Consider the following 21,427-nt stretch of genomic DNA (forward strand, 5'->3'; position numbering starts at 1 on the left):
GAGGATGATAAAAATGGATAAACGAGTAATTGGAGTTTATGACAACGGTGATGATGCGGTTCGCGCGGTTGAGGAATTAAAAGCGCAAGGATATGACCGTGATGATATTTCAGTTATTGCAAGGGACAGGGATGATGTTGACGCTGTAAATGAAGAAACAGGCACGAAAACAGAGGAAGGCCTTGCAGCTGGTGCAGCGACAGGAGGAATCCTGGGCGGTGCTGCCGGATTATTGGCAGGCGTAGGAGCCCTCGCCATTCCGGGAATCGGCCCAATTCTTGCGGCTGGCCCTATTGCCGCTACATTAACTGGGGCAGCGGTCGGCGCCGGAACTGGCGGACTTGCAGGCGCACTGGTTGGCATGGGAATTCCGGAAGATGAAGCAGATCGATATGAGCGCGATGTCAAAGATGGGAAGCTCCTGGTTTTATTGGATCCAGATGCAAGAAAGAACGATTTACTGGTGAATAATGATTTAAATTCCACAAGGGATTCGTTCGTGGATTCGCGTAACCAGTATGACCGCACTGTCGATATGGACCGCAACGATACACTGCGCAGATATTAAAGGCAAATGAAAAGAAGGATAGATGGAGAGCAGAAGGCTTCTGCTCCATCTATCCTTTTTTCATGAGATCTGATATTCGGGGCCGGCTGCTTTTTCCGCATCAACCCTGCCAGAGAAAAATGTGGCTCCACCGCCCATATCAGCGATTCTATCAGGCGTCAGTGCGTTAACCAGCTGTTTGGCTCCCGGCATGTCGGCCCATAGCCCCTGGCTGACCAAAACTCCCGGAAGGACATTTTCCCCAACCGCTGCCTTTAATACACATTCGCCGCGATGATTGTGGATTCGGACCATGTCACCGTCTTCAATACCCAGCCTGCCGGCATCAACAACATTCATGTGCAGCCGCGGTTCTTTTTCCAACGCGATATGGCGCGCATTATTGGAAAAGGTCGAGTTAAGGAAATTGTGGTTTGGCGCAGGCACGAATAAATACGGCAAATCCCCGTCCTCTACGACTGGATTGTAAACAGGAAGAGGATCGTATCCATCTTTAAGCATTTGCTCGGAATACAGCTCTATTTTTCCGCTTGGAGTTGGAAGCTTGACGGAAATAATAGGCGAGACACTTGCTTTCAAAAATTGCTTTTCCAAAAGGCCTTTTAGAGAAATGCCTTCCAAATACGGATTTGCCGGATTATCCAAAGCTTCTTCAATCAGCTGCTCATCAGTTGCTTTGAAAGCTTTTTCATCAAAGCCCATTCCATCAGCAAGTAATCTAAAAACCTCCGTATTCGACTTTGATTCCCCATACGCTTCGACTACCGGCTGTTGTATTTGCATGTAGTGATGCCAATAGGATGCATAGAAATCGACAGTTTCAAACGATGCCGCGGCAGGGAGGACAATATCAGCGAAGGCGGCCGTTTCCGTTAAAAATAAATCATGTACAACGGTGAATAAATCCTCCCGCATCAATCCCGTGCGAACCTTATTTGCTTCCGGGGCAATCACAGCCGGATTGGAATTATACACGAACATGGAGCGGATGGGATCTTCCAGCTCCAGCAAAGCCTTTCCGATAGCGTTCATATTAATAATCCGGGTCGTTTTATCTTTTAATAAATCAGGTCGTTGAAGCGCCCTGGCATTATGGGCGAGATAACCAGAATTCCCTTTCGTGGCTCCGCCTCCTTTGTGAAGCCATTGGCCGGTAACGGCGGGCAAACAAGAAATGGTGCGTACGCACATGCCGCCATTGTCATGGTGCTGCAAGCCATTCCCAATCCGGATATAAGAAGGCGAGGTGGTTCCATACATACGGGCCAGCTTGTAGATATCGTCCACAGGGACGCCGGTGATGGCAGACACGGTCGGAGGATCATACTGGGCGACCCGCTGTTTCAATTCTTCGGCACCCACAGTGTATTGCTGCAGGAATTCCTCATCTTCCATATTTTCAGCAAATAATACATGCATAATCCCGAGTGCCAAGGCCGCGTCAGTGCCGGGCATTATCGGGATAAACCAATCTGCCCAGCGGCCGGTCTGGTTTTTATGCACATCGATTACGACAATCTTGGCTCCATTTTTACGGGCCTGCTGGGCAATGGTGACCTGGTGCATGTTTGTGCTGACGGCATTGATCCCCCAAAAAATGAAAAGCTTTGAATGGATTGTGTCTTCAGGATCCGTTCCGAACGACCCGCCCATTGTATATTTATATCCCGTGCTGCCTGCCGCATTGCATATGGAACGTTCAAGACGGGTTGCTCCCAGGCGGCTGAAAAAACGCCGGTCCATCCCTTCCGCGCTCAAGTTCCCCATATTGCCATAAAAGCTGTATGGGAGGATGCTTTGAGGGCCGTTGTGGACAATAAGATCCTTCCATTTGGAGGTAATCGTTTCTATCGCTTCGTTCCAGCTGATTCTCTCAAATTTGCCTTCACCCTTGGCTCCAACTCTTTTAAGCGGGTATTCCAGGCGCTTGGGATCATAGAGCCTGGCAGTCATATTGCGGACTTTATTGCAGATATTCCCCTTTGTGACAGGATGCGCCGGGTCCCCTTGCACTTTGATGATTTTGCCATCCTTTTTATGCAAAAGCAGCCCGCATTGATCGGGGCAATCGAGCGAGCAAACGGATGGGAAAACGCCATCTGGCTCATGGATATATGAATGCATAAGAAATTCTCCTAAACTATATGATGTAAGTAGCAATGAACCTGAAAAAATATGATAATTTTTATCTTCAATAATAAAATAATTCTTATTTTCAAGCAAATAGAACTGTTTGGAAATCAGTTTAAAACGACCAGCTGTTAACAAACGTAGAATTTTCTGATATCCTGCTAAATAAGTTACTTAAACATCTAAGAGTAAAGGGGGATTTTTATGGAGTATGGTGTTATAGTATCCATTGCAATTTATATGGTCGGGATGCTCGCCATTGGGTATGCCGCGTACAGGCGTACTTCCAACCTGTCAGATTACATGCTGGGCGGGCGAAATCTGGGGCCGGCGGTAACGGCATTAAGCGCCGGGGCATCCGATATGAGCGGCTGGCTTTTAATGGGCCTTCCCGGTGCGATGTACTTATCGGGCCTCAGCAGCGGCTGGATTGTTATCGGGCTTTGTGCCGGGGCATACCTGAATTGGCTTTATGTTGCACCGCGTTTACGGACATACACAGAAGTAGCCAATAATTCCATCACAATTCCGGATTATTTTGAAAACAGGTTTAAAGACCATTCCCGTATTCTCCGGATAACGTCCGCATTAGTGATCTTAATTTTTTTCACATTTTATACTTCTTCAGGGATGGTATCGGGAGGGCAGTTATTCGAGACAGCATTTAACATGGATTATACGACAGGCATTTGGCTTACGGCTAGCGTAGTCATTCTTTATACCTTATTTGGCGGCTTTCTGGCGGTCAGCTGGACGGACTTTGTACAAGGCACGATCATGTTCATCGCCTTGATCCTTGTCCCTGTCGTGACAGTCATGAACATTGGGAGCATGGACACTACGTTAAATGAAATCCAGTCGATTGACCCAAAACTTCTGCAGGCATTCGAGGGAACGACGGCTATAGGTATTATCTCTTTATTGGCATGGGGTCTTGGGTATTTCGGGCAGCCGCATATCATCGTCCGCTTTATGGCGATTACATCCGTTAAAGAAATGAAAAGTGCGCGAAGAATCGGAATGGGCTGGATGCTATTCTCCATTGTAGGGGCAATGATTACGGGACTATTTGGCATTGCTTATTTCAACAGGAATGGTACGCCGCTGGCAGAAGGCGCGCATGAAACGGTGTTCATCGTCCTGGCGCAAGAATTATTCCCTTCCATGATTACCGGTTTCCTGCTGGCGGCAATCCTTGCAGCCATTATGAGCACTATTGCCGCACAGCTGCTGGTTACTTCCAGTGCGTTGACGGAAGATTTTTATAAATCATTCATCAGGCGTTCCGCTTCCGATAAGGAATTGGTGCTTGTCGGCAGGCTTGCTGTGCTGGGTGTGGCCTTGATTGCGCTTGTGCTTGCCTTGAATCCGAATGAAACCATCCTGAACCTGGTTGGGTATGCATGGGCAGGATTTGGGGCGGCATTCGGGCCGGTGGTGTTGTTAAGCCTGTACTGGAAACGGATGAATAAGATGGGGGCGTTCGCAGGAATGATTGCCGGTGCTGCAATGGTCATTATCTGGGAGCAGATTGATCGATATAAAGAGGTTTACGAGATCATCCCGGGCTTTATTGCCTGCACAATTGCGATCATCACGGTAAGCTTGCTCACTTCAAAGCCGTCTAAGGAAGTGGAGGAAGAGTTTGAATCAGCTGTAAAAGCACTATCTTAATTTATGGACCCTTGCCTTTATGCTTATCAAAGTAAAAGGCAAGGTTTTTTTTCTTAAAAAGAACTTATCTCCCAGGCATTATGTAAATACTAGTATGCATGGTAAAATAATGTTAGCTTCCAAGGAATTATTAAAGGAGATTTTTATGACTGAGACACCGCAATTCATTTCGACTTCAAAACCATTTGTACAAAAAGCCTGGGAAAAAGCAGGGTTTGAACAGGGGACGCCGATTCAGCAAAAGGCCATTCCCGTGATAAAGGAAGGCAAGGACCTAATTGCCGAATCACCGACAGGAACAGGAAAGACGCTTGCCTACCTGATTCCATTGCTGGAAAAAGTCGATCCCCAAAAGCAGACAATCCAGGCCGTGATGCTTGCTTCTTCCCGTGAATTGGTGATGCAGATTGCTGAGGAAATCAGAATCTGGGCCGAGGGCAGCGGAATCACTGGTGCAGCTTTTATCGGAGGAGCCAATCTCAAACGCCAGCTAGAAAAATTGAAAAAACGGCCGCAGGTCATAGTTGGTACACCGGGACGGCTCTATGAATTAATTAACCAAAAGAAAATCAAGATGCACGAGGTGAAAACAATCGTGCTTGATGAAGGGGACCAATTGCTGGTACCCGAGCATATTGGGACGGTGCGCAATATTGTTAAATCCACATTAAAAGATCGGCAGGTCCTGATGTTCTCCGCCACGCTTCCGCCTCACACGGAAAAATTGGCACTGGAATTAACGAATGATCCCGAAACAATCCGAATCGGAAAAAATGAAAACATGCAATCGAAGGTAGACCATATTTATTTTGTATGCGACAAACGCGAAAAAATAAAGGTGCTCGAAAAAATATCACGGCTTAAGGATTTAAAAGGGCTCGCCTTTGCCAATGACATCGCCGAAATAACCGTGATCGGCGAAAAAATGGACTACAAAGGCATAGAACTAGGTGTCCTTCATGGGGAATCCAATAAAATGGATCGGGAAAAATCCCTGCGAAATCTTCGTTCAGGCACATATCCATTGCTGCTTGCGACGGATGTGGCAGCCCGAGGACTTGATATTAAAGGACTCAACACCGTGGTCCATATTGATGTTCCGGCGACCACCGATCAATATATACACCGTTCCGGAAGAACAGGGAGAGCCGGTGCAAGCGGTACGGTGATGTCCATCGTTACAGACAGAGAGGAACGGGAATTAAAAAAGATTGCCCGTGAAATTGGGATTTCCGTCAGTAAAAAAGACTTTTACAAGGGCGAAATCGTAGACGTACGGTAAAGGATGTCAGTCCCCACTGTGTATAGGTAAACGCGTGGGGGACTGACCTCTAAAAAATATGTAAACGCTTCCATTTATCTTTGCTTATACATACTATAAAGCAGGAAGAAAAATGAGGAGGGGAACCATGGGAGAGAAATATAAACATTTCGAAACCGCGGTCGTTCACGAGGGATATGATTCAAAAGACCATGTGGGGAGCCTTGTTGCACCTATTTTTCAAACATCGACATTCACTTTCGACACTGCTGAGCAAGGGGAGAAGCGATTTGCGGGGCAGGAAGAGGGATACATTTATTCACGGCTAGGAAATCCGACGGTTCAAGCGCTGGAAGAGAGAATCGCAGGCTTGGAAGGCGGAGAAGCAGGACTTGCTTTTGGTTCAGGGATGGCTGCGGTTTCAGCTGTCCTGGTAGCCTTGACAAAAGCTGGCGACCATATCGTCTGTTCCCAAGGATTGTACGGCTGTACCTTTGGATTATTACAGCTCATGAAAAACAAATACAACATCAGCCATGATTTCTGTGCCATGGAATCGCCTGAACAGCTATCGGCATTAATCCGACCGGAGACAGCCTGTATTTATATTGAGACGCCTATTAATCCGACGATGAAAATGCTTGACCTGGAGATGATTGCACAGGTTGGAAAACAACAAGGCATTCCGGTCGTGGTCGATAATACGTTTTCTACTCCCTATCTTCAAAGACCGCTTGCTTGGGGCTGTGACATTGTCCTGCACAGCGCGACCAAATACATTTGCGGCCATGGAGATGTCGTGGGAGGCCTGGTCGTGGGCAAAAAAGAGTTTTTGAACAGTGTAGCCATGACTACGCGAAAGGACATTGGCGGGATTATGTCCCCGTTTGATTCCTGGCTGCTGCTGCGAGGCTTGAAAACATTGCCAGTCCGGATGGACCGCCACTCTCAAAATGCCTGCAGGATTTTCTCTAAGCTAAAGAATCACCCAATGATCGATAAAGTATATTATCCGGGGGACCCGAATCACCCGGACCATCACATAGCCCAAAAGCAGATGAAACAGGGAGGCGGGCTTATTTCTTTTGAAATAAAAGGCTCAAAGCAGGATGCCCAGAAGCTGCTTAATAATTTGAAATTAATAAAAATTGCTGTCAGCCTGGGCGATGCTGAAACCCTTATCCAGCATCCGGCGACGATGACACACTCGGTTGTTCCGGAACCATCCAGGCAGGAAATGGGGATCACAGACCAGCTGCTACGCCTTTCATTAGGCCTCGAAGCATGGCAGGATATTTGGGATGATTTGCAGCAGGCATTACATTCTTTAGCTGCTGGATACAAATGAGGAAAAAAATATAAATGGTTTTTAGGATGCTGCCAGCCAACATATTATTTGGCCCTTCATGTGGAACGGTATCCATCTGGCTTTTTTGCCAAGCTCCAATCATCGAAAAAATAATTTAGTTTACCAATTGCCAAATTGTTTAGTTGAACTTATATCAGCGAATAAAGTTTTACATTTTCTTTTGAAAGTGATAAAATTTTGGCAAAGAAGAAGCTTGGGCATTCGCCTGCATCTTCTAAAAACAGAACCGGAAAATGTTGGCATATATCCAGCGTTTTTCTTTGTCCTTCGGGGTCGGGTGAAAATCCCAACCGGCGGTAATGAAGCAATTCTAAGCCCGCGAGCCTGAAAATGGCAGGATTTGGTGAGATTCCAAAGCCGACAGTACAGTCTGGATGGGAGAAGGACAGTATGGAAAATATATAAAGCTAGGAGTCTATTTAAAATAATATTTTTTAATAGGCTTATTTCGCCATATATTTTTGCCGCCATATTCTCCCTTAAAAAGACCCTTCAGGATTTTGCCTGAAGGGTTTTATTTTTAAGGAAGGAGGGTTATAACGCAGCAATCGATTGAATAATAAGGGAAAGTCTATATCACGCTAAACATGAAATAAGGTGAAAAGATGTTTACAGGAATCATAGAAGATATAGGAACGGTTTCATCGTTAAACAGCAGCGGAAACAGCATGGTACTTACCATCACTTCAAAAAAAATTGTCGAAGATGTCCATTTGGGCGATAGCATTTCTGTGAATGGAGTCTGTTTGACAGTGATTTCCTTTACCAGCGAAACCTTTACGGTTGATGTTATGCCCGAGACGGTGAAAGATACCTCCTTAAGGCTGTTAAAAGCCGGGTCGCCGGTTAATTTAGAGCGTGCCATGAGCGCAAATGGCCGATTTGGAGGCCACTTTGTGTCCGGGCATATTGATGGCACGGGTACTATTGTAAAAACGCAAAGGAAGGAAAACGCAGTTTATTATGTGATCCAGCTGGACGATTCACTGAGCAAATACTGTATACCAAAGGGTTCTATCGCAATTGATGGAACCAGCCTCACAATCTTTGATATTCGAGACAACATGGTGACAGTTTCCCTGATTCCGCTTACGCACCAGGACACGGTGCTTGGGAGAAAAAATGCAGGGGATATCGTGAATATTGAGAATGACATGATTGGTAAATACATAATCCATCAAGCGGAAAGCAAGAATCCTAAAAAAGGGATCACATTGGATTTTTTAGCGGAAAATGGATTTTAATAAAGGATGTGGCCAATTTGTTTAATACGATAGAAGAAGCGATTGACGATCTGAAAGCGGGGAAGGCTGTCATTGTAGTGGATGATGAGGACCGGGAAAATGAGGGGGATTTTGTTGTCCTCGCGGAAAAAGCAACACCGGAAGCGATCAATTTTATGGCAACACATGGTCGCGGCCTGATATGCACGACCATTACCGAACAACTGGCCACAAAATTGAACCTGCATCCGATGGTAGACATAAATACAGACAACCACGGAACTGCGTTTACCGTTAGTGTTGACCATATCCAAACGACAACGGGAATCAGTGCTTTCGAGCGCTCAATGACTATCCTTGAGCTTTTGAATCCAGATTCCGTACCGACGGACTTTAGACGACCAGGACATATTTTTCCAATCGTTGCAAAAGAAGGCGGCGTATTGAGAAGGGCCGGACATACAGAAGCATCTGTGGATTTGGCGAAGCTGTCCGGCGCAGCTCCGGCCGGTGTCATTTGTGAAATCATGAAAGAGGATGGATCCATGGCGCGTGTACCGGATTTGATCGAGATAGCGAAGAAACACAACCTCAAACTCATTACAATAGCCGAACTTATCCGCTTCCGGAATAAACACGAAGCACTGGTAAAGCGTGAAGCAGAAGTGAAAATGCCGACTGCGTACGGAGATTTTAAGCTGATTGGCTACTCAAATCCTCTGGATGACCGTGAGCATGTTGCTTTAGTGAAGGGAGAATGGGAATCGGGGGAACCTGTTTTGGTTCGTGTCCATTCAGAATGCCTGACCGGCGATGTGTTCGGCTCTTTCCGCTGCGATTGCGGGCCTCAGCTTCATGCAGCCCTTGCACAAATTGAGGAAGCAGGAAAAGGTGCGTTGATTTATATGCGGCAAGAGGGGCGTGGGATAGGACTCATCAACAAACTTAAGGCATATAAGCTTCAGGAAGAAGGCTTTGATACTGTAGAAGCAAATGAAAAGCTGGGCTTTCCTGCCGAGCTCCGTGATTACGGGATCGGCGCCCAAATCATAAGGGATCTTCGCATTGAAAAGATACGCTTACTGACCAATAATCCAAAAAAAATCTCCGGATTGACCGGCTATGGTTTGGAAATTGTTGAAAGGGTTCCAATCCAGATGCCCGCCAAAAAGGATAATGAGCAATATTTGGAAACAAAAAAAACAAAAATGGGACATCTGTTTTTATAAGGAGGAAGCAACATGGGACAAGTATTTGAGGGAAATTTAATTGGTACTGGCTTAAAAATTGGGATTGTTGTGGGGAGGTTTAATGAATTCATTACCAATAAACTGTTAAGCGGAGCACTGGATGGCTTGAAGCGCCATGGTGTGGATGAAGCTGATGTTGATGTGGCCTGGACTCCGGGTGCTTATGAAATACCAATGATCGCAAAGAAGCTGGTGAATACCGGGAAATATGATGCCGTCATTGGGCTCGGCACCGTAATCCGTGGTGCGACAACACATTATGACTACGTATCCAATGAAACGGCAAAAGGCATTGCTTCCGTATCGCTGGAGACAGGCGTGCCCGTCATTTTTGGCGTGCTGACCACAGAAAATATTGAACAGGCGATAGAACGTGCGGGAACAAAAGCAGGCAACAAGGGGTATGAAGCAGCAGTTTCCGCAATCGAAATGGCTAATCTGGGTAAAATCATCGGGTAAGTAAATTTTGAGCTAATAACATTGTAAAGAATATCGGAAATCGAGAATGAAAAACCGGAAGGAAATAGACCCCTTCCGGTTTTTTGGCGAACAAATGCAGAACCAAAGCGAAATGACGGAGCAAGATTTCCGATGTGTTACGCTTATGATTTTAATGTGCCAATATCCATTTAACTATAAGATTCAATCGCCTGATCCAGTGCGTTAAAGGCTTGGCCAAATGCAGCTGAAGAGGAAACATCACCGGCAATGTCCAAGGCGAGTTGGGCATGATGCGCTTGTGTGACCGCTGTAATAACATTTTCAAGCATTTCTCTCTTTCCACCGGCTGTTTCCTTGGCTTCTTCAAGCATGTCAATGCATTGTACGAGCCGCCCTGATTCAGGATGGTCATAGGTGTACTCCAAGATTTCTTTTGCTTGCTGGAGAAGCTCTTTCACGTAAATCCCTCTTTTCCATCTTAGTCTTCATTATTGTAGACATCCACATGATGTTTATACCGACTTGGATTTACCGCCATAAATGCTACGAAAACAGGGAATAGTATTATTAGTATTTTTTCAGGGGGGATAATATGTACCGTCTTCTAACGCACAATGATTTGGATGGAGTGGGTTGCGGCATTCTTGCGAAAATGGCTCTTAAGGATGAAGTGGAAGTCAGTTACAACTCTATTTCAGCGCTTAATTACCAGGTGGCAGCTTTTCTTGAAAAAGATAACCTGGATATAGAATTATTCATCACCGATCTTTCAGTCAGCCAGGATAATGAAAAAGCTATTTCAAAATTTATTGCTTCCGGCGGAAAAGTAAAGTTAATCGACCACCATAAATCAGCTGAACATCTGAACCAATATGGATGGGCTTCGGTAACGGTAACCCAGCCGGATGGAAAACAGGCATCAGCGACGTCTTTATTTTATCGTTACCTGGTACAAAGGGAATTGCTGAACTCTTCTGCCATCCTTGATGAATTTGTTGAACTTGTCAGGCAGTATGATACATGGGAATGGGATGCGAATGATAATGTCACAGCAAAGCAGTTAAATGATCTTTTCTTCATGTACTCCATTGATGAGTTTGAGGAAAAAATGATGCAAAAGCTTACCGGCACTGCCGCATTTTCATTCGATGAGATTGAACAAAAACTGCTGGACGTTGAGGAGGACCGCGTAGAACGGTATATCCGCAGAAAGAAGCGAGAGGTTTACCAGAGGAATGTGGGCGATTATTTAGCAGGAATTGTCCACGCTGAATCTTATCATTCCGAGCTTGGGAATGAACTCTCCAAGGAGTTTCCGCATTTGGACTACATAGCCATGGTAATGGTTGGGGGCAAACGGATTAGCCTAAGAACCATTCATGATGATGTGGACGTTTCTGAAATAGCCGCAGAATATGATGGCGGAGGACACCAAAAAGCGTCAGGCTGTAATTTGACGCCGAAAGCTTTTCATGAATTTGTGGAGCGGACATTCCAAACAGAACCGTTGAAAAGGGACGCCTTTAGAAACAGGTACAATAATAAAGGTTCGGAACAAGGAAATCTGTACGTTGGCAAACATGACGAGAAAATATTTGTATACCATCAGGAAGGAAAAGGCTGGATTTTCGAAATTAATGAGAAGAAAGGACAACAAACCTTCCCTGGTTTCCGCGACATCGAAAAACACATCAAACGCGAATATTACGCCTATTTGGCAAGGGATGATAAATTTGTCGAATATTTATTGAACTTTCATCAAAGGATGAAGGAGCAATAGGGCGTCCAAACAAGACAGCCGGCATCGGATGCTGGCTGTTTGTGTAGTGAAAGGAACTTACATATTGACCGTTGAAAATAAAGGAATTCTACCCTGGAATTTATTAATTTCATCCAACTCACTCCATAATTCAGCCGATTTTTATATGGATTATCCCTGATTACCAAGATTTATGAGCAAAAACCTTTATTTATGGACCAAAAACCAGATTTATCAGCGAAGATAAAACATACGATCGAAAGTGCTGATTTATGAGCGGAAATTCCGTTTATCAACGGGAAAGCCAATTTATCAATCAACATCCCAGATTTTATCAGCGAACCATCACTTAGTTACTCAGTCAAACCATATTATTTTTCAAATGGCTCTACTTTACATTAAAAATAAAACCCGGCAAATACCGGGTTGTTGTCATGTAGAAACAGGGGGAGTCTTAGTACTCGACGGTTTGCTTGCAAAAGTTGATTGCCTATGGAACAGGGCATTAATTTCCCCGCCTATTACCAACGCAAGCCCGGTCAGGTATAACCAAAGCATGAGGACAATGACACCGCCCAGGCTTCCGTAAGTGGAGGAATAGTTTCCAAAATGGCTCACGTAAAAAGAGAAACCTAACGAAATCAGCTGCCAGATAATGGTTGCGGCCAAGGCTCCAGGAATCACCTGTTTGAACGGATAGTGTTTGTTAGGGGCAAAACGGTACATCAAAGCCAATACAAAGGCGATTACGATGATCGCTACCACCCAGCGCAGGATGCTGAACAAGATTTGCATACTGTCAGGAATAGGCACGACTTTATTTACTAAGTCTAAAATGATGTTGCCGAAAACAGGAAGCGATAATGCTACTACAAATGCAACGATCAATCCTAGTGTCAGCCCGATTGATAACAGCCTGGCTTTTATGAAGCTCCTCGTTTCATCAACATCAAACGCGACGTTCATGGAGTGGATAAACGCGTTCATCCCGTTCGATGCTGACCAAAGGGTGCCGAGGATACCGAACGTCAATAAGCCCCCGTTTCGGTCACTGACAATAGCAATGATATTGTCTGTAAATACATCCGTTGTCTCGGATGGCATGACAGAACCTATAAAATCAATCGCTTTTTGCGGTTCAATTGATAAATACGGCACAATGGAAAGCAGCAGGATCAGCATGGGGAAAAGCGCAAGCATATAGTAATAAGCCTGTTCCGCCGCCAATCCAGTAGCCCGGTCCTCCTTAATTTCCTGGCCTAGCATTTTGCCAAAGGAAGTCAGTTTATTCATATTCCGGCATCAACTCCTGATCAATTGCTATCTACTATAACCCTTTTCCCGATTGTCCACGCAATTAATCCTATGAAAAACATATTTCCTTTGGGGGCAGTCCCCCGTTGCTTTAAAGCTTTAATTCGGTGGGGACTGACCCCCGGTGGTTTAACGCGTTAACTGGCTGGGGGACTGACCCCGAAGTGAATTCATCCTGAAGCTGGATCACGGACCTTGCTTGTTTTCTGGCTCCATTTGAAGGTTTTATCCAAGAATTTGTAAATGTTTTTAGATTCTCGTGTTAACAGCGGCCCGAGGATAGCGAGGATTAAGACATATAGTGCTGAGAAGGGTTTTAAAACAGGCATCAATCCGCCTGCAATACCCAGGTTTGCCATGATGATCGAGAATTCTCCCCTTGAGACGATGGTCAGCCCGATATTTGTGGAAGCCTTATGGGATAAGCCTGCCCGGCGTCCTGCAATCATGCCTGCAATGAAGTTTCCAAGTATCGTCAATATCACGGCCCCTAAAGTAAGCCATATTGCTCCGCCTAAGGTAAATGGATCGATGCTCAAACCGAAGCTAAAGAAGAAAATTGCACCGAAGAAGTCCCTGAACGGAACGACCAGCTGCTCGATGCGGTCGCTGTGTTCCGTCTCGGAAAAAACCAAGCCCAATAAGAGTGCGCCGATGGCCTCTGCCACATGGATCGTTTCGGAAAAACCGGCAATGAAGAACAGTGAAGCAAATACTACAATGATAAAAATTTCATTTGAGGAAATATCAAGCAGCCTATTTAAAATAGGTGTGGCTTTTCTTGCCACGATGAAAAACAACAGCATATAACCGAGGGCAATAAGGATGGACGTGAGGGCCCCCATAAGACTGGCGGCATTCCCAAGCACAAGGCCGGAAACTACCGAAAGATAAACAGCCAGGAAAATATCTTCGAACATAATGATTCCAAGAATCAATTCGGTTTCTTTATTCCCGGTTCTTCTGAGGTCTACTAGTACCTTGGCGACAATCGCGCTCGATGATATGGTTATGATCCCTGCGATAATCAGGATTTCCAAAAGGGGAAAGCCCATGATCCAGGCATAAAGGAGTCCCAGGCCAAAATTGATCAAAATATAGATGGTCCCTCCGGTAAAAATGGACCGGCCTGATTTAATCAGTTTTTTAATGGAGAATTCTAATCCAAGATAGAAGAGCAGGAACAACACGCCAATTCGCCCAAGAAACGAAATAATTTCTTCACTTTCAATAAACCTCAGGTCAATGACGGCGAATTTTGGAGCGTGAGGGCCTACGAGCATTCCAAGAATGATTAAAAACGGGATGATCGAGAAGTTGAACTTACCAGCCAGCAATGCCGCGATTGCGACCAATACCAGGGCGGTACCCACCTCTAAAACCAAGTGATCCATTCTTAATCACCTCTTTCGTTAGTCAATATTTCTTTAATCAGTTTTTTCAGTTGCTGGCGCTCGCCCGAAATTACTACTGTATCGCCTGCCTCAATTACGGATTCAGGGCCAGGGCTCAGCTGTTTTCTCATATTCCTTTTTAGGATGGCAATGACGGTTACATTATAATTGCTGCGGACATCGATTTCCCCGATCGTCTTTCCGATGCTTGTGGCGCCCGGTTCCACCTTAAACCATTCAATGGCGAGCCCTTCAAATGCCATTTCAATCGTTTCGAGAGCTTGTGGCTTATAAACCATCCCGCCTAATATGGCAGCAATTTGCCGTGATTCTGAATCGTTAAAAGTTACACTCGATACGCTTTCTTCATGATCTGTATCAAAATGGTATATTTCCCTCCGGCCATCATCGTGAATAACAATGACCACCTTTTCGTTATTGCGGGTTATGACTTCAAACTTCTGGCCAATGCCGGGAAGCTCGATTTCTCTGATTTTCATAAAAATTCCTCCTTCAACGTTTTAATAATAGGGGGTTGTTCAACTATTGCCCGAACCTGGAAAGGTTATAAATTCACGTCAATTATAGTCTTAATTGTTTCCTCTTTTTCAATGCCCAGATATTTAAGTGTCTCGGAAGGAGTGGAATGATGGAAATGCTTCTGGATAAGAGCAAGAGAAACCCCCTGTTTATAAGCGTGATATCCAAAAGTCTTCCTCATGGAACTAACGCCGAACTTACCGATAATCCCAATGGCATCAACAGCCTGGTGGATGATTCTGTGTGCCTGCTGCCTGGTAATCGGTTTATTTGTCTTTGGGGAGACAAATAAATAATCTTCTCTTGGAAGCAGAGAAGCCTGAAGGTAAGAGGATAGGGCAGTCTTAACTTTTCCATTGAGATAGACTTCTTTTTCAGGATGATTGTCATAGGCGGGAAATGTGTAGAAATTTTTTATTTTTCCTTTTTCGTCAAGTACCTCCCATACTTTCATCTCCAGGATTTCATTCACCTTAAGACCGGTGTTGATGCCTAGAACGAAAAACAGGTGGTCCCTTTCAGAATGGCCTTTCAAATATTTTTTTATTGCTTGGATATCCTTGATATTCCTGAAGGCTTCGACATAGTCCAAGACAATCACTCCTGTTTAAATATTTTACTTAATTATATAATAACATAGGTTTGTGTAACGTTAAAATAAAAAGGCGATAAAAGGAAGAGGAGGGTTTATCAGCATTTAGGAACCTTAATGATGCCATCCACTACAGCCATCCCAATATTTATCTTTGATGAACGGTTCAACAGGCATAGAAAAGACGGCATCGCATCGATGCCGCCTGTATATTATTCCTTTATCGGATAGTGTTTATGATATCTTCTTTTATATGCTTCCACAGAGCCTCATCTGTCGTAAACCGGTTTGTCACAGACTCGATGAATAGTTTAAATCTTGCATCAAAGGCTGGGTCTTCTTTAGCGGGCATCGTACTCCGCATATCATCAACGAAGGATTGCACTTCAGGCGCCCGGGGACCCCATTTTGCGGCTTCCTCTCCATTCTGATCGATAAAAATGAGAATCGGTATGGAACGGGCAGTTCCATTGGTTAAATATTGGTCCATCAATTCAAGGTTTTCGTCACGAATTAAGTAGCGGGTGTCAATATTGGCTTCTTCGGCAATCCTCATCAATATGGGCAGGTTCACCATTGCATCGCCGCACCAGTCTGCTGTAAGGATAATTGCGCGCAGATTTTCGCCTTTTATCGAGGCCAGTTCCACTTTATCTTGTTCGGTCAGCTTGAATCTTTCATAGATAGATTCCAGGCTGTCTTTGTGGGTTTTCATATTGCCGATATATTCTTGTTTCGTCAACCCTTTTTCAAACCAGTCATTAAGTGAACTCATTTGCATTCCTCCGATTATTATCATTCTTTTTTATGATAACTTGCTTTGCGACGATTATGAAAGCGATATGCAATCATATAAATTGAACGAAATAATTATGCATAGATAAGGATTATCCTTGGCTTTTGGCTCATTCAATAGGAGAAAGCAAGCTTTCTCCTATGCCTATGTAGTTATATTAACCTTTCAGGCATTGTATGAATGTCAAAAATTCAACATATATAAATCATTTAGATATGAAGCCGCTACCGATGCATAAAATAGAATGAATGAAGGGATGGATGTTAAAAAAAGAGTCGGACCCTTCAGCGATGGGGCCGACTCTAAGATACTATTTAGCAGCTTTTTGCAGTTTGTGAATCACATCGAGGGAACGGCCCGTCCCGATTGCTACTGATTCAAGCGGGTTTGGGGCAATATGGACAGGAACAACGATTTCGTTGCTCAGCCATTCTTTCATTCCGTTCAGAAGGGAACCTCCTCCTGTGAGGACAACACCCTGGTCAACGATATCACCGCTCAACTCAGGCGGGGAATCCTCCAGTGTCGCCCGGATGGCTTCAAGGATGTGAAGCAGTGATTCCCGGATCGCATCCTGTATTTCATCGGAATGAAGGGTAACGGTTTTTGGCAATCCGGTTACCAAATCACGGCCCCTTACTTCCATCGACTTGTGCTCATGTTCGATTAATGCATAGCCGATTTCCATCTTAATCAATTCAGCGGTACGCTCACCAATGAGAAGATTGTACTTTTTTCTTATATATTGCACGATATCTTCATCCAATTGATCTCCGCCAATCCTGATGGAATTACAGGAAACGACGCCGCCGAAAGAGATAATCGCGACCTCCGTAGTTCCTCCGCCAATATCCACAACCACGTTGGCAATTGGTTCGTCTACTGGAAGATCCGCACCAATCGCAGCGGCAACAGGCTCCTCGATCAAGTGTACCTGCTTCGCACCGCAGCTTTTGACTGAGTCATGGATGGCACGGCGTTCAACCGAGGTGGAACCGCTTGGCGTACAGACGACGACGTTAGGCTTCCGAATTGAAAAACCGAGCTTTTTTCCGGCTTTTTTCATGATTTGCTTCAGCATCTGTGTAGTAATATCAAAATCAGCGATCACACCATCCTTTAAAGGTCGTACCGCAATGATGTTTCCTGGTGTTTTTCCGATCATGTTTTTGGCATCAGTCCCGACAGCCAATACCGTTTTGGTTTCTGTGTCAATGGCCACAACTGATGGCTCATTTAAGACAATTCCTTTGTTTTTGCTATATACAAGTGTATTGGCAGTTCCTAAATCAATTCCTATTTCTGTGCTAGATAACAATATAGCCACTCCTTTAATCAGAGTTTGAACCCCATATAAGCATTCTACAGAAACTTGTCGATTTATGGGTGTAGGAATTTGTGGAAATTGCTAACTAGCTTGTTTAAAGCATTGATAAATAAGGGTTTTATCCATGATTTAGAGAGTATTAAGTTTAGATGACACTTATTACTAGTTATGACATTTATGACATGATGTGCTCGTAAATTAAAGAACAGCACATTCTCCGATGGGGCGTTTGCTCTTAAATTGCATGCTGCAGGCCCTTTTCTTTATCAAAGCGCCTGAACATAATGGAATATAGTAATGCGCTTAATAGAGTAAACACACAAAGGGTGGTAAATGTCCACATGTAACCCATCCATTCTGTCATCGGAATCGCAATGGGAGCAATTGTCCGGCCGAGTGTATACCGAAGGCTGGCTGCAGCGAAATACTGCCCGCGCATGTTCTCCGGCGCAAGCTTGGAAATGAAGCCCTGCTGTATGCCGGCGGTCATTAGTTCTGCCAACGTAAACACAGCCATTGAAAGAATAAGTCCCCAGACCCAGCTAGTAAGCCCGAACAGGACCATGGAAGCCCCATATATCAGCGAAGAAATGATAAAGACATTCTTTTCCTGATACAACGACATCCATTTCGTAATGACGATTGTCAGCAATGCTACGAGAAAGCCATTTTCCGCAATCAGGAACCCGAAGAGCTGTTCCCCACCGATATCGACAGACCAGCTGCCGCCAAAAGAAAACAAGGTTTGAGGCTGTACAGTTTCCTTTACATAAACGGGAATAAGCAAGTCCAGCTGCATAAAGGTCTGGCCGACAAGAACGCCGGCAAGGATGAACAGAAGAAAGGTCTTATCCCGGATAATAACCTTGTAGTCCCGCAGTTGATGGAGCAAAAAGAGATACCAGTTTTTGTTTGTCCCGGAGGCTTCCACTGCTTGGAAAGGTGGAGCGGTTTCTGATATCCATTTTCCAAGTACCAGGCCTAATGCGACATTTAGGATACTGGCCATTAACAAGAGCTCAAATCTGTGTTCCGCATAGAATATGCCCCCAAGGATGGGGCCAATGACAACAGCTATATTGATTGATGTATAAAATACAGCAAATACGCTGTTTCGGTGCTTTTCATCGGTTACATCAGCCACCATTGCCTGGCTGGCAGGCCAATAGAAAGAACCAAAAATGCTGACAAAGGTAAAACAAATAAAGCCAAGAATCGGCGATTCTAACCAGGGAGAGCTTGCATAAGCAAACAACAAGAAAGCGATTCCCTGGCCAATTGAAGAAAGGACCATCATTTTCTTCCGGCCGAACCGATCGGCACAATAGCCCCCGAGTATATTGGCCACGACAGAAAACACCTGGGAAAGAATAAGCAAAAAACCGGCAGCAGTTTTTCCGAACGATTCTGTAAAATAGATGGCCAAAAAAGGGAAGAACATCCAAAAAGTAATATTAACCAGCATTTCCCCGGCCAATCGGATTTTTAAATTGAAATCCCAATCTCTAAGGTGCATAGAATACTCCTGCTTTCTTTATTGAAAAAAGAATTTTTCATTATAAATGATACATTCATGCCGTAGATTAAAACAAGCAAATTATAAAATAGATTTGGATTAATGTTTCCAATGTTGTGTCAGCGTGAAAACCATGTCGAAATATTTCCCGGACAATAACTCACCGGCTGTCAGTAAATGATGAATCGAGCAAAATGGAAGAGTTAGATGTTGCGATATAACAAACTTTGATATGCAAAAGAAATTTTAATACAACCATGTAGAGTGGTTTTGGCGGGGGGAACAAAAAATGGATAAAACGGCGTATTGGAACAACAGGGAACAAATCCTTTCTTTGATAAGACGGCTTGTAAGAGTCCCTAGCATTGCCGGGACTGCAGATGAGAATGTGATGGCCGAAGAACTCCTGGGCGTATTCAAAGAAATTCCTTATTTCAGGGAGAATCCCGACTGCCTTTTTGAAAAGCATATTGAAGGAGATTCGTTGAAAAGGAAAGCTATTGCTGCTTTGCTAAAAGGAAAGAAGGGGAAATCGAATAAAACGGTCATCCTTTTAAGCCATTTTGATGTTGTCGGCGTTGAGGACTATGGCTATCTCAAAGACTACGCTTTTAATCCTGATCTATATACGCAGAAATTAAAGGATACCTCGCTTCCTGAAGATATTATGAAAGAACTGCATTCAGGCAATTGGCTTTTTGCCCGGGGCATTATGGATATGAAAGCAGGCCTTGCGCTGCATATCTCCCTCTTGGAGAAATATGCCGCAAAAAGGGATTTTGAAGGCAATATCCTTCTTCTGTCCACTCCAGATGAGGAACGGAATTCAGAAGGGATGTTTGCAGCTGTCGCATTGCTAACCAGCCTCAAAAGACAATATGGGCTAGAATACTGCATCGGAATTTGTTCAGAGCCTTCGTTCGCCAGTTTTCCGGGCGATGAATCTAAATATGTTTATCTGGGGTCTGTTGGGAAATTGCTTCCGATGGTATTCTGCAATGGAAAAGAAACCCATGTAGGCGAACCCCTGGAGGGTGTTAATGCGTCCTGGATGGCAGCAGTGTTTACGGCGAATATGGAATTATCCATACTTTTTATCGACCAGGACGGAGACGAAAGAAATCCTCCACCCACCTGCCTGAAGCTCACAGACTTAAAGGAACAGTATAATGTACAGACACCGACTGATGCGTATGTGTTATATAATGTGTTGACTTTGCGGCAAACTCCCGGTGAGGTAATGGATAAACTGAAGTTGATAGCCGAGCAGAGTTCGCTGGAGATCTTGGGGAAAATCAAAAATATGTACAATTCACGGGTGCATTCCAAATTGGATCATCTTAAGCCGAGGGTCTATTCATACTCGTACCTTTATATGCTTGGAAAAGAACGGTTTGGGGAAGATTTTGAAAGGGAAATGGCTGATGTGCATGATCAGCAAACGGATACCCAATTTGATTACCGGTTAAAAACAGTAGAGATTGCTAAAAAAATCAGCGGTTACTTTCAGGATTTGTCCCCATTTTACCTTATTATGTTTGCCCCGCCGTATTATCCGCATGTGTCGCTGCTGAAGGATGGAGGAAGGGACGAAAAGATCCGCTCCATCGCAGAGGGAATCATTCACGAGGCTAAAGATGTTTTTAGGCAAGAGATAAAGCTGAAGCAATTTTTTACAGGACTGTCTGATGTCAGCTACTGCAGATTGCTGGATGCAGACCGTGTCATCCCTTCCCTTAAAGATGAAATGCCCCTGTACGGAAAGAAATATAAAATGCCCCTTAAAGAAATAGAAGAATTGAACATACCGACAATAAACCTCGGACCGTTTGGCAAGGATGCCCATAAACGGACAGAGCGTTTAGAGCTGTCTTTTTCATTGGACACACTGCCCCATCTATTGAAATATACGGTCGACTCTGTTTTAAAAGATGAAGCATAGAAAATCAATGAGAGCCGATTGCATTTAGCAATGGTCGTTTAAGCTAAACGATGCCTCTACAGTTAGATTTATGTGTTGTAGAACGTTAATCTGTAAACACCAAAGGGACATGAAAAACCAATATTATTTGTTTTTCCTGCATGTCCCTTTGATTGCTGGCTATGCTTACTTTAGTTCTCCAGTGCGGTTTTTATACGCTTCTAGCGGAACCATATCCGGTTCCTCGTGTTCACCGATATGTTCTTTTTCCTGGGCTATGCTGTTTTTCGGGAATTCACCAGGATGCCCTTTTTTCTTGTGATTAAAATGCTCGCCCCTGCTCATGTGCAAA

Annotated in this window: 19 protein-coding genes and 1 riboswitch; of the genes, 9 read left to right on the plus strand and 10 right to left on the minus strand. The window is 44.4% G+C overall.

Annotation, left to right across the window (positions count from 1 at the left end; all coding sequences use genetic code 11):
• Positions 1 to 13: 13 nt before the first annotated feature.
• Positions 14 to 568, plus strand: coding sequence for a general stress protein (locus tag D0466_RS13200; RefSeq protein ID WP_117323029.1), 555 nt, complete (start codon positions 14 to 16; stop codon positions 566 to 568).
• A gap of 60 nt (positions 569 to 628) precedes the next feature.
• On the opposite strand, the gene D0466_RS13205 is transcribed toward D0466_RS13200, so the two are convergent.
• A complete protein-coding gene (locus tag D0466_RS13205) occupies positions 629 to 2,692 on the minus strand; it encodes a molybdopterin oxidoreductase family protein (RefSeq protein ID WP_117323030.1) in 2,064 nt (687 codons plus the stop codon).
• 210 nt (positions 2,693 to 2,902) lie between these two features.
• On the opposite strand from D0466_RS13205, the gene putP reads away from it, so the two are divergent.
• The 6 genes from putP to ribH all read left to right on the plus strand — a co-directional run bounded on the left by putP (position 2,903) and on the right by ribH (position 9,934).
• A complete protein-coding gene (gene putP / locus D0466_RS13210; RefSeq protein WP_117323031.1) occupies positions 2,903 to 4,372 on the plus strand; it encodes a sodium/proline symporter PutP in 1,470 nt (489 codons plus the stop codon).
• 145 nt (positions 4,373 to 4,517) lie between these two features.
• On the plus strand, positions 4,518 to 5,654 hold the full coding sequence (locus D0466_RS13215; RefSeq protein WP_117323032.1) for a DEAD/DEAH box helicase: 1,137 nt from the start codon (positions 4,518 to 4,520) through the stop codon (positions 5,652 to 5,654).
• A gap of 127 nt (positions 5,655 to 5,781) precedes the next feature.
• Positions 5,782 to 6,981 (plus strand): methionine gamma-lyase, encoded by a 1,200-nt coding sequence (gene megL / locus D0466_RS13220; RefSeq protein WP_117323033.1) that lies wholly within the window; start codon positions 5,782 to 5,784, stop codon positions 6,979 to 6,981.
• 280 nt (positions 6,982 to 7,261) lie between these two features.
• Positions 7,262 to 7,392, plus strand: a riboswitch (FMN riboswitch).
• 215 nt (positions 7,393 to 7,607) lie between these two features.
• Entirely contained in the window at positions 7,608 to 8,246 is a 639-nt protein-coding gene (gene ribE / locus D0466_RS13225) for a riboflavin synthase (RefSeq protein ID WP_117323034.1), read from the plus strand.
• Positions 8,247 to 8,263: 17 nt separating this feature from the next.
• The gene (locus D0466_RS13230; protein ID WP_117323035.1) at positions 8,264 to 9,454 is read left to right on the plus strand and encodes a bifunctional 3,4-dihydroxy-2-butanone-4-phosphate synthase/GTP cyclohydrolase II; all 1,191 of its coding nucleotides are present in this window, start codon (positions 8,264 to 8,266) and stop codon (positions 9,452 to 9,454) included.
• 12 nt (positions 9,455 to 9,466) lie between these two features.
• The gene (gene ribH / locus D0466_RS13235) at positions 9,467 to 9,934 is read left to right on the plus strand and encodes a 6,7-dimethyl-8-ribityllumazine synthase (RefSeq protein ID WP_117323036.1); all 468 of its coding nucleotides are present in this window, start codon (positions 9,467 to 9,469) and stop codon (positions 9,932 to 9,934) included.
• A 170-nt stretch (positions 9,935 to 10,104) separates the two neighbouring features.
• Here the strand turns inward: ribH and D0466_RS13240 are convergent, their stop codons facing one another.
• A complete protein-coding gene (locus D0466_RS13240; RefSeq protein WP_117323037.1) occupies positions 10,105 to 10,374 on the minus strand; it encodes a hypothetical protein in 270 nt (89 codons plus the stop codon).
• A gap of 134 nt (positions 10,375 to 10,508) precedes the next feature.
• On the opposite strand from D0466_RS13240, the gene D0466_RS13245 reads away from it, so the two are divergent.
• On the plus strand, positions 10,509 to 11,696 hold the full coding sequence (locus D0466_RS13245) for a DHH family phosphoesterase (RefSeq protein WP_117323038.1): 1,188 nt from the start codon (positions 10,509 to 10,511) through the stop codon (positions 11,694 to 11,696).
• Positions 11,697 to 12,107: 411 nt separating this feature from the next.
• Here D0466_RS13245 and D0466_RS13250 read toward each other — a convergent pair whose 3' ends face one another.
• The 7 genes from D0466_RS13250 to D0466_RS13280 all read right to left on the minus strand — a co-directional run bounded on the left by D0466_RS13250 (position 12,108) and on the right by D0466_RS13280 (position 19,154).
• Positions 12,108 to 12,968 (minus strand): YihY/virulence factor BrkB family protein, encoded by an 861-nt coding sequence (locus D0466_RS13250; RefSeq protein WP_117323039.1) that lies wholly within the window; start codon positions 12,966 to 12,968, stop codon positions 12,108 to 12,110.
• Between the two features lie 191 nt (positions 12,969 to 13,159).
• Positions 13,160 to 14,383 (minus strand): cation:proton antiporter, encoded by a 1,224-nt coding sequence (locus tag D0466_RS13255; protein ID WP_117323040.1) that lies wholly within the window; start codon positions 14,381 to 14,383, stop codon positions 13,160 to 13,162.
• 2 nt (positions 14,384 to 14,385) lie between these two features.
• Positions 14,386 to 14,883, minus strand: coding sequence for a cation:proton antiporter regulatory subunit (locus D0466_RS13260; protein WP_117323041.1), 498 nt, complete (start codon positions 14,881 to 14,883; stop codon positions 14,386 to 14,388).
• A gap of 65 nt (positions 14,884 to 14,948) precedes the next feature.
• On the minus strand, positions 14,949 to 15,515 hold the full coding sequence (locus tag D0466_RS13265) for a tyrosine-type recombinase/integrase (protein WP_117323042.1): 567 nt from the start codon (positions 15,513 to 15,515) through the stop codon (positions 14,949 to 14,951).
• A gap of 220 nt (positions 15,516 to 15,735) precedes the next feature.
• On the minus strand, positions 15,736 to 16,290 hold the full coding sequence (locus D0466_RS13270; protein ID WP_117323043.1) for a thioredoxin family protein: 555 nt from the start codon (positions 16,288 to 16,290) through the stop codon (positions 15,736 to 15,738).
• 331 nt (positions 16,291 to 16,621) lie between these two features.
• Positions 16,622 to 17,629, minus strand: a complete 1,008-nt coding sequence (gene mreBH, locus D0466_RS13275; protein ID WP_117323044.1) for a rod-share determining protein MreBH — start codon at positions 17,627 to 17,629, stop codon at positions 16,622 to 16,624.
• A gap of 244 nt (positions 17,630 to 17,873) precedes the next feature.
• Positions 17,874 to 19,154, minus strand: a complete 1,281-nt coding sequence (locus D0466_RS13280; protein WP_117323045.1) for an MDR family MFS transporter — start codon at positions 19,152 to 19,154, stop codon at positions 17,874 to 17,876.
• A 289-nt stretch (positions 19,155 to 19,443) separates the two neighbouring features.
• Here D0466_RS13280 and D0466_RS13285 point away from each other — a divergent pair, with 289 nt between their 5' ends.
• Positions 19,444 to 21,096 (plus strand): M20/M25/M40 family metallo-hydrolase, encoded by a 1,653-nt coding sequence (locus D0466_RS13285; protein ID WP_117323046.1) that lies wholly within the window; start codon positions 19,444 to 19,446, stop codon positions 21,094 to 21,096.
• A gap of 165 nt (positions 21,097 to 21,261) precedes the next feature.
• On the opposite strand, the gene D0466_RS22575 is transcribed toward D0466_RS13285, so the two are convergent.
• On the minus strand, positions 21,262 to 21,420 hold the full coding sequence (locus D0466_RS22575; RefSeq protein WP_199484554.1) for a hypothetical protein: 159 nt from the start codon (positions 21,418 to 21,420) through the stop codon (positions 21,262 to 21,264).
• Positions 21,421 to 21,427: the final 7 nt, after the last annotated feature.

This window comes from Peribacillus glennii, assembly GCF_003429105.1.
In the GTDB taxonomy this organism is placed as follows: domain Bacteria; phylum Bacillota; class Bacilli; order Bacillales; family DSM-1321; genus Peribacillus; species Peribacillus glennii.

Bases quoted from the DNA above. Each gene is read 5' to 3' on its own strand.
- D0466_RS13280 (WP_117323045.1), bottom strand. From the start codon at position 19,154: ATGCACCTTAGAGATTGGGATTTCAATTTAAAAATCCGATTGGCCGGG.
- D0466_RS13215 (WP_117323032.1), top strand. From the start codon at position 4,518: ATGACTGAGACACCGCAATTCATTTCGACTTCAAAACCATTTGTACAA.
- D0466_RS13205 (WP_117323030.1), bottom strand. From the start codon at position 2,692: ATGCATTCATATATCCATGAGCCAGATGGCGTTTTCCCATCCGTTTGC.
- D0466_RS13245 (WP_117323038.1), top strand. From the start codon at position 10,509: ATGTACCGTCTTCTAACGCACAATGATTTGGATGGAGTGGGTTGCGGC.
- D0466_RS22575 (WP_199484554.1), bottom strand. From the start codon at position 21,420: ATGAGCAGGGGCGAGCATTTTAATCACAAGAAAAAAGGGCATCCTGGT.
- D0466_RS13250 (WP_117323039.1), bottom strand. From the start codon at position 12,968: ATGAATAAACTGACTTCCTTTGGCAAAATGCTAGGCCAGGAAATTAAG.
- D0466_RS13255 (WP_117323040.1), bottom strand. From the start codon at position 14,383: ATGGATCACTTGGTTTTAGAGGTGGGTACCGCCCTGGTATTGGTCGCA.
- D0466_RS13260 (WP_117323041.1), bottom strand. From the start codon at position 14,883: ATGAAAATCAGAGAAATCGAGCTTCCCGGCATTGGCCAGAAGTTTGAA.
- D0466_RS13200 (WP_117323029.1), top strand. From the start codon at position 14: ATGGATAAACGAGTAATTGGAGTTTATGACAACGGTGATGATGCGGTT.
- D0466_RS13285 (WP_117323046.1), top strand. From the start codon at position 19,444: ATGGATAAAACGGCGTATTGGAACAACAGGGAACAAATCCTTTCTTTG.
- megL (WP_117323033.1), top strand. From the start codon at position 5,782: ATGGGAGAGAAATATAAACATTTCGAAACCGCGGTCGTTCACGAGGGA.
- putP (WP_117323031.1), top strand. From the start codon at position 2,903: ATGGAGTATGGTGTTATAGTATCCATTGCAATTTATATGGTCGGGATG.
- ribE (WP_117323034.1), top strand. From the start codon at position 7,608: ATGTTTACAGGAATCATAGAAGATATAGGAACGGTTTCATCGTTAAAC.
- D0466_RS13270 (WP_117323043.1), bottom strand. From the start codon at position 16,290: ATGAGTTCACTTAATGACTGGTTTGAAAAAGGGTTGACGAAACAAGAA.
- ribH (WP_117323036.1), top strand. From the start codon at position 9,467: ATGGGACAAGTATTTGAGGGAAATTTAATTGGTACTGGCTTAAAAATT.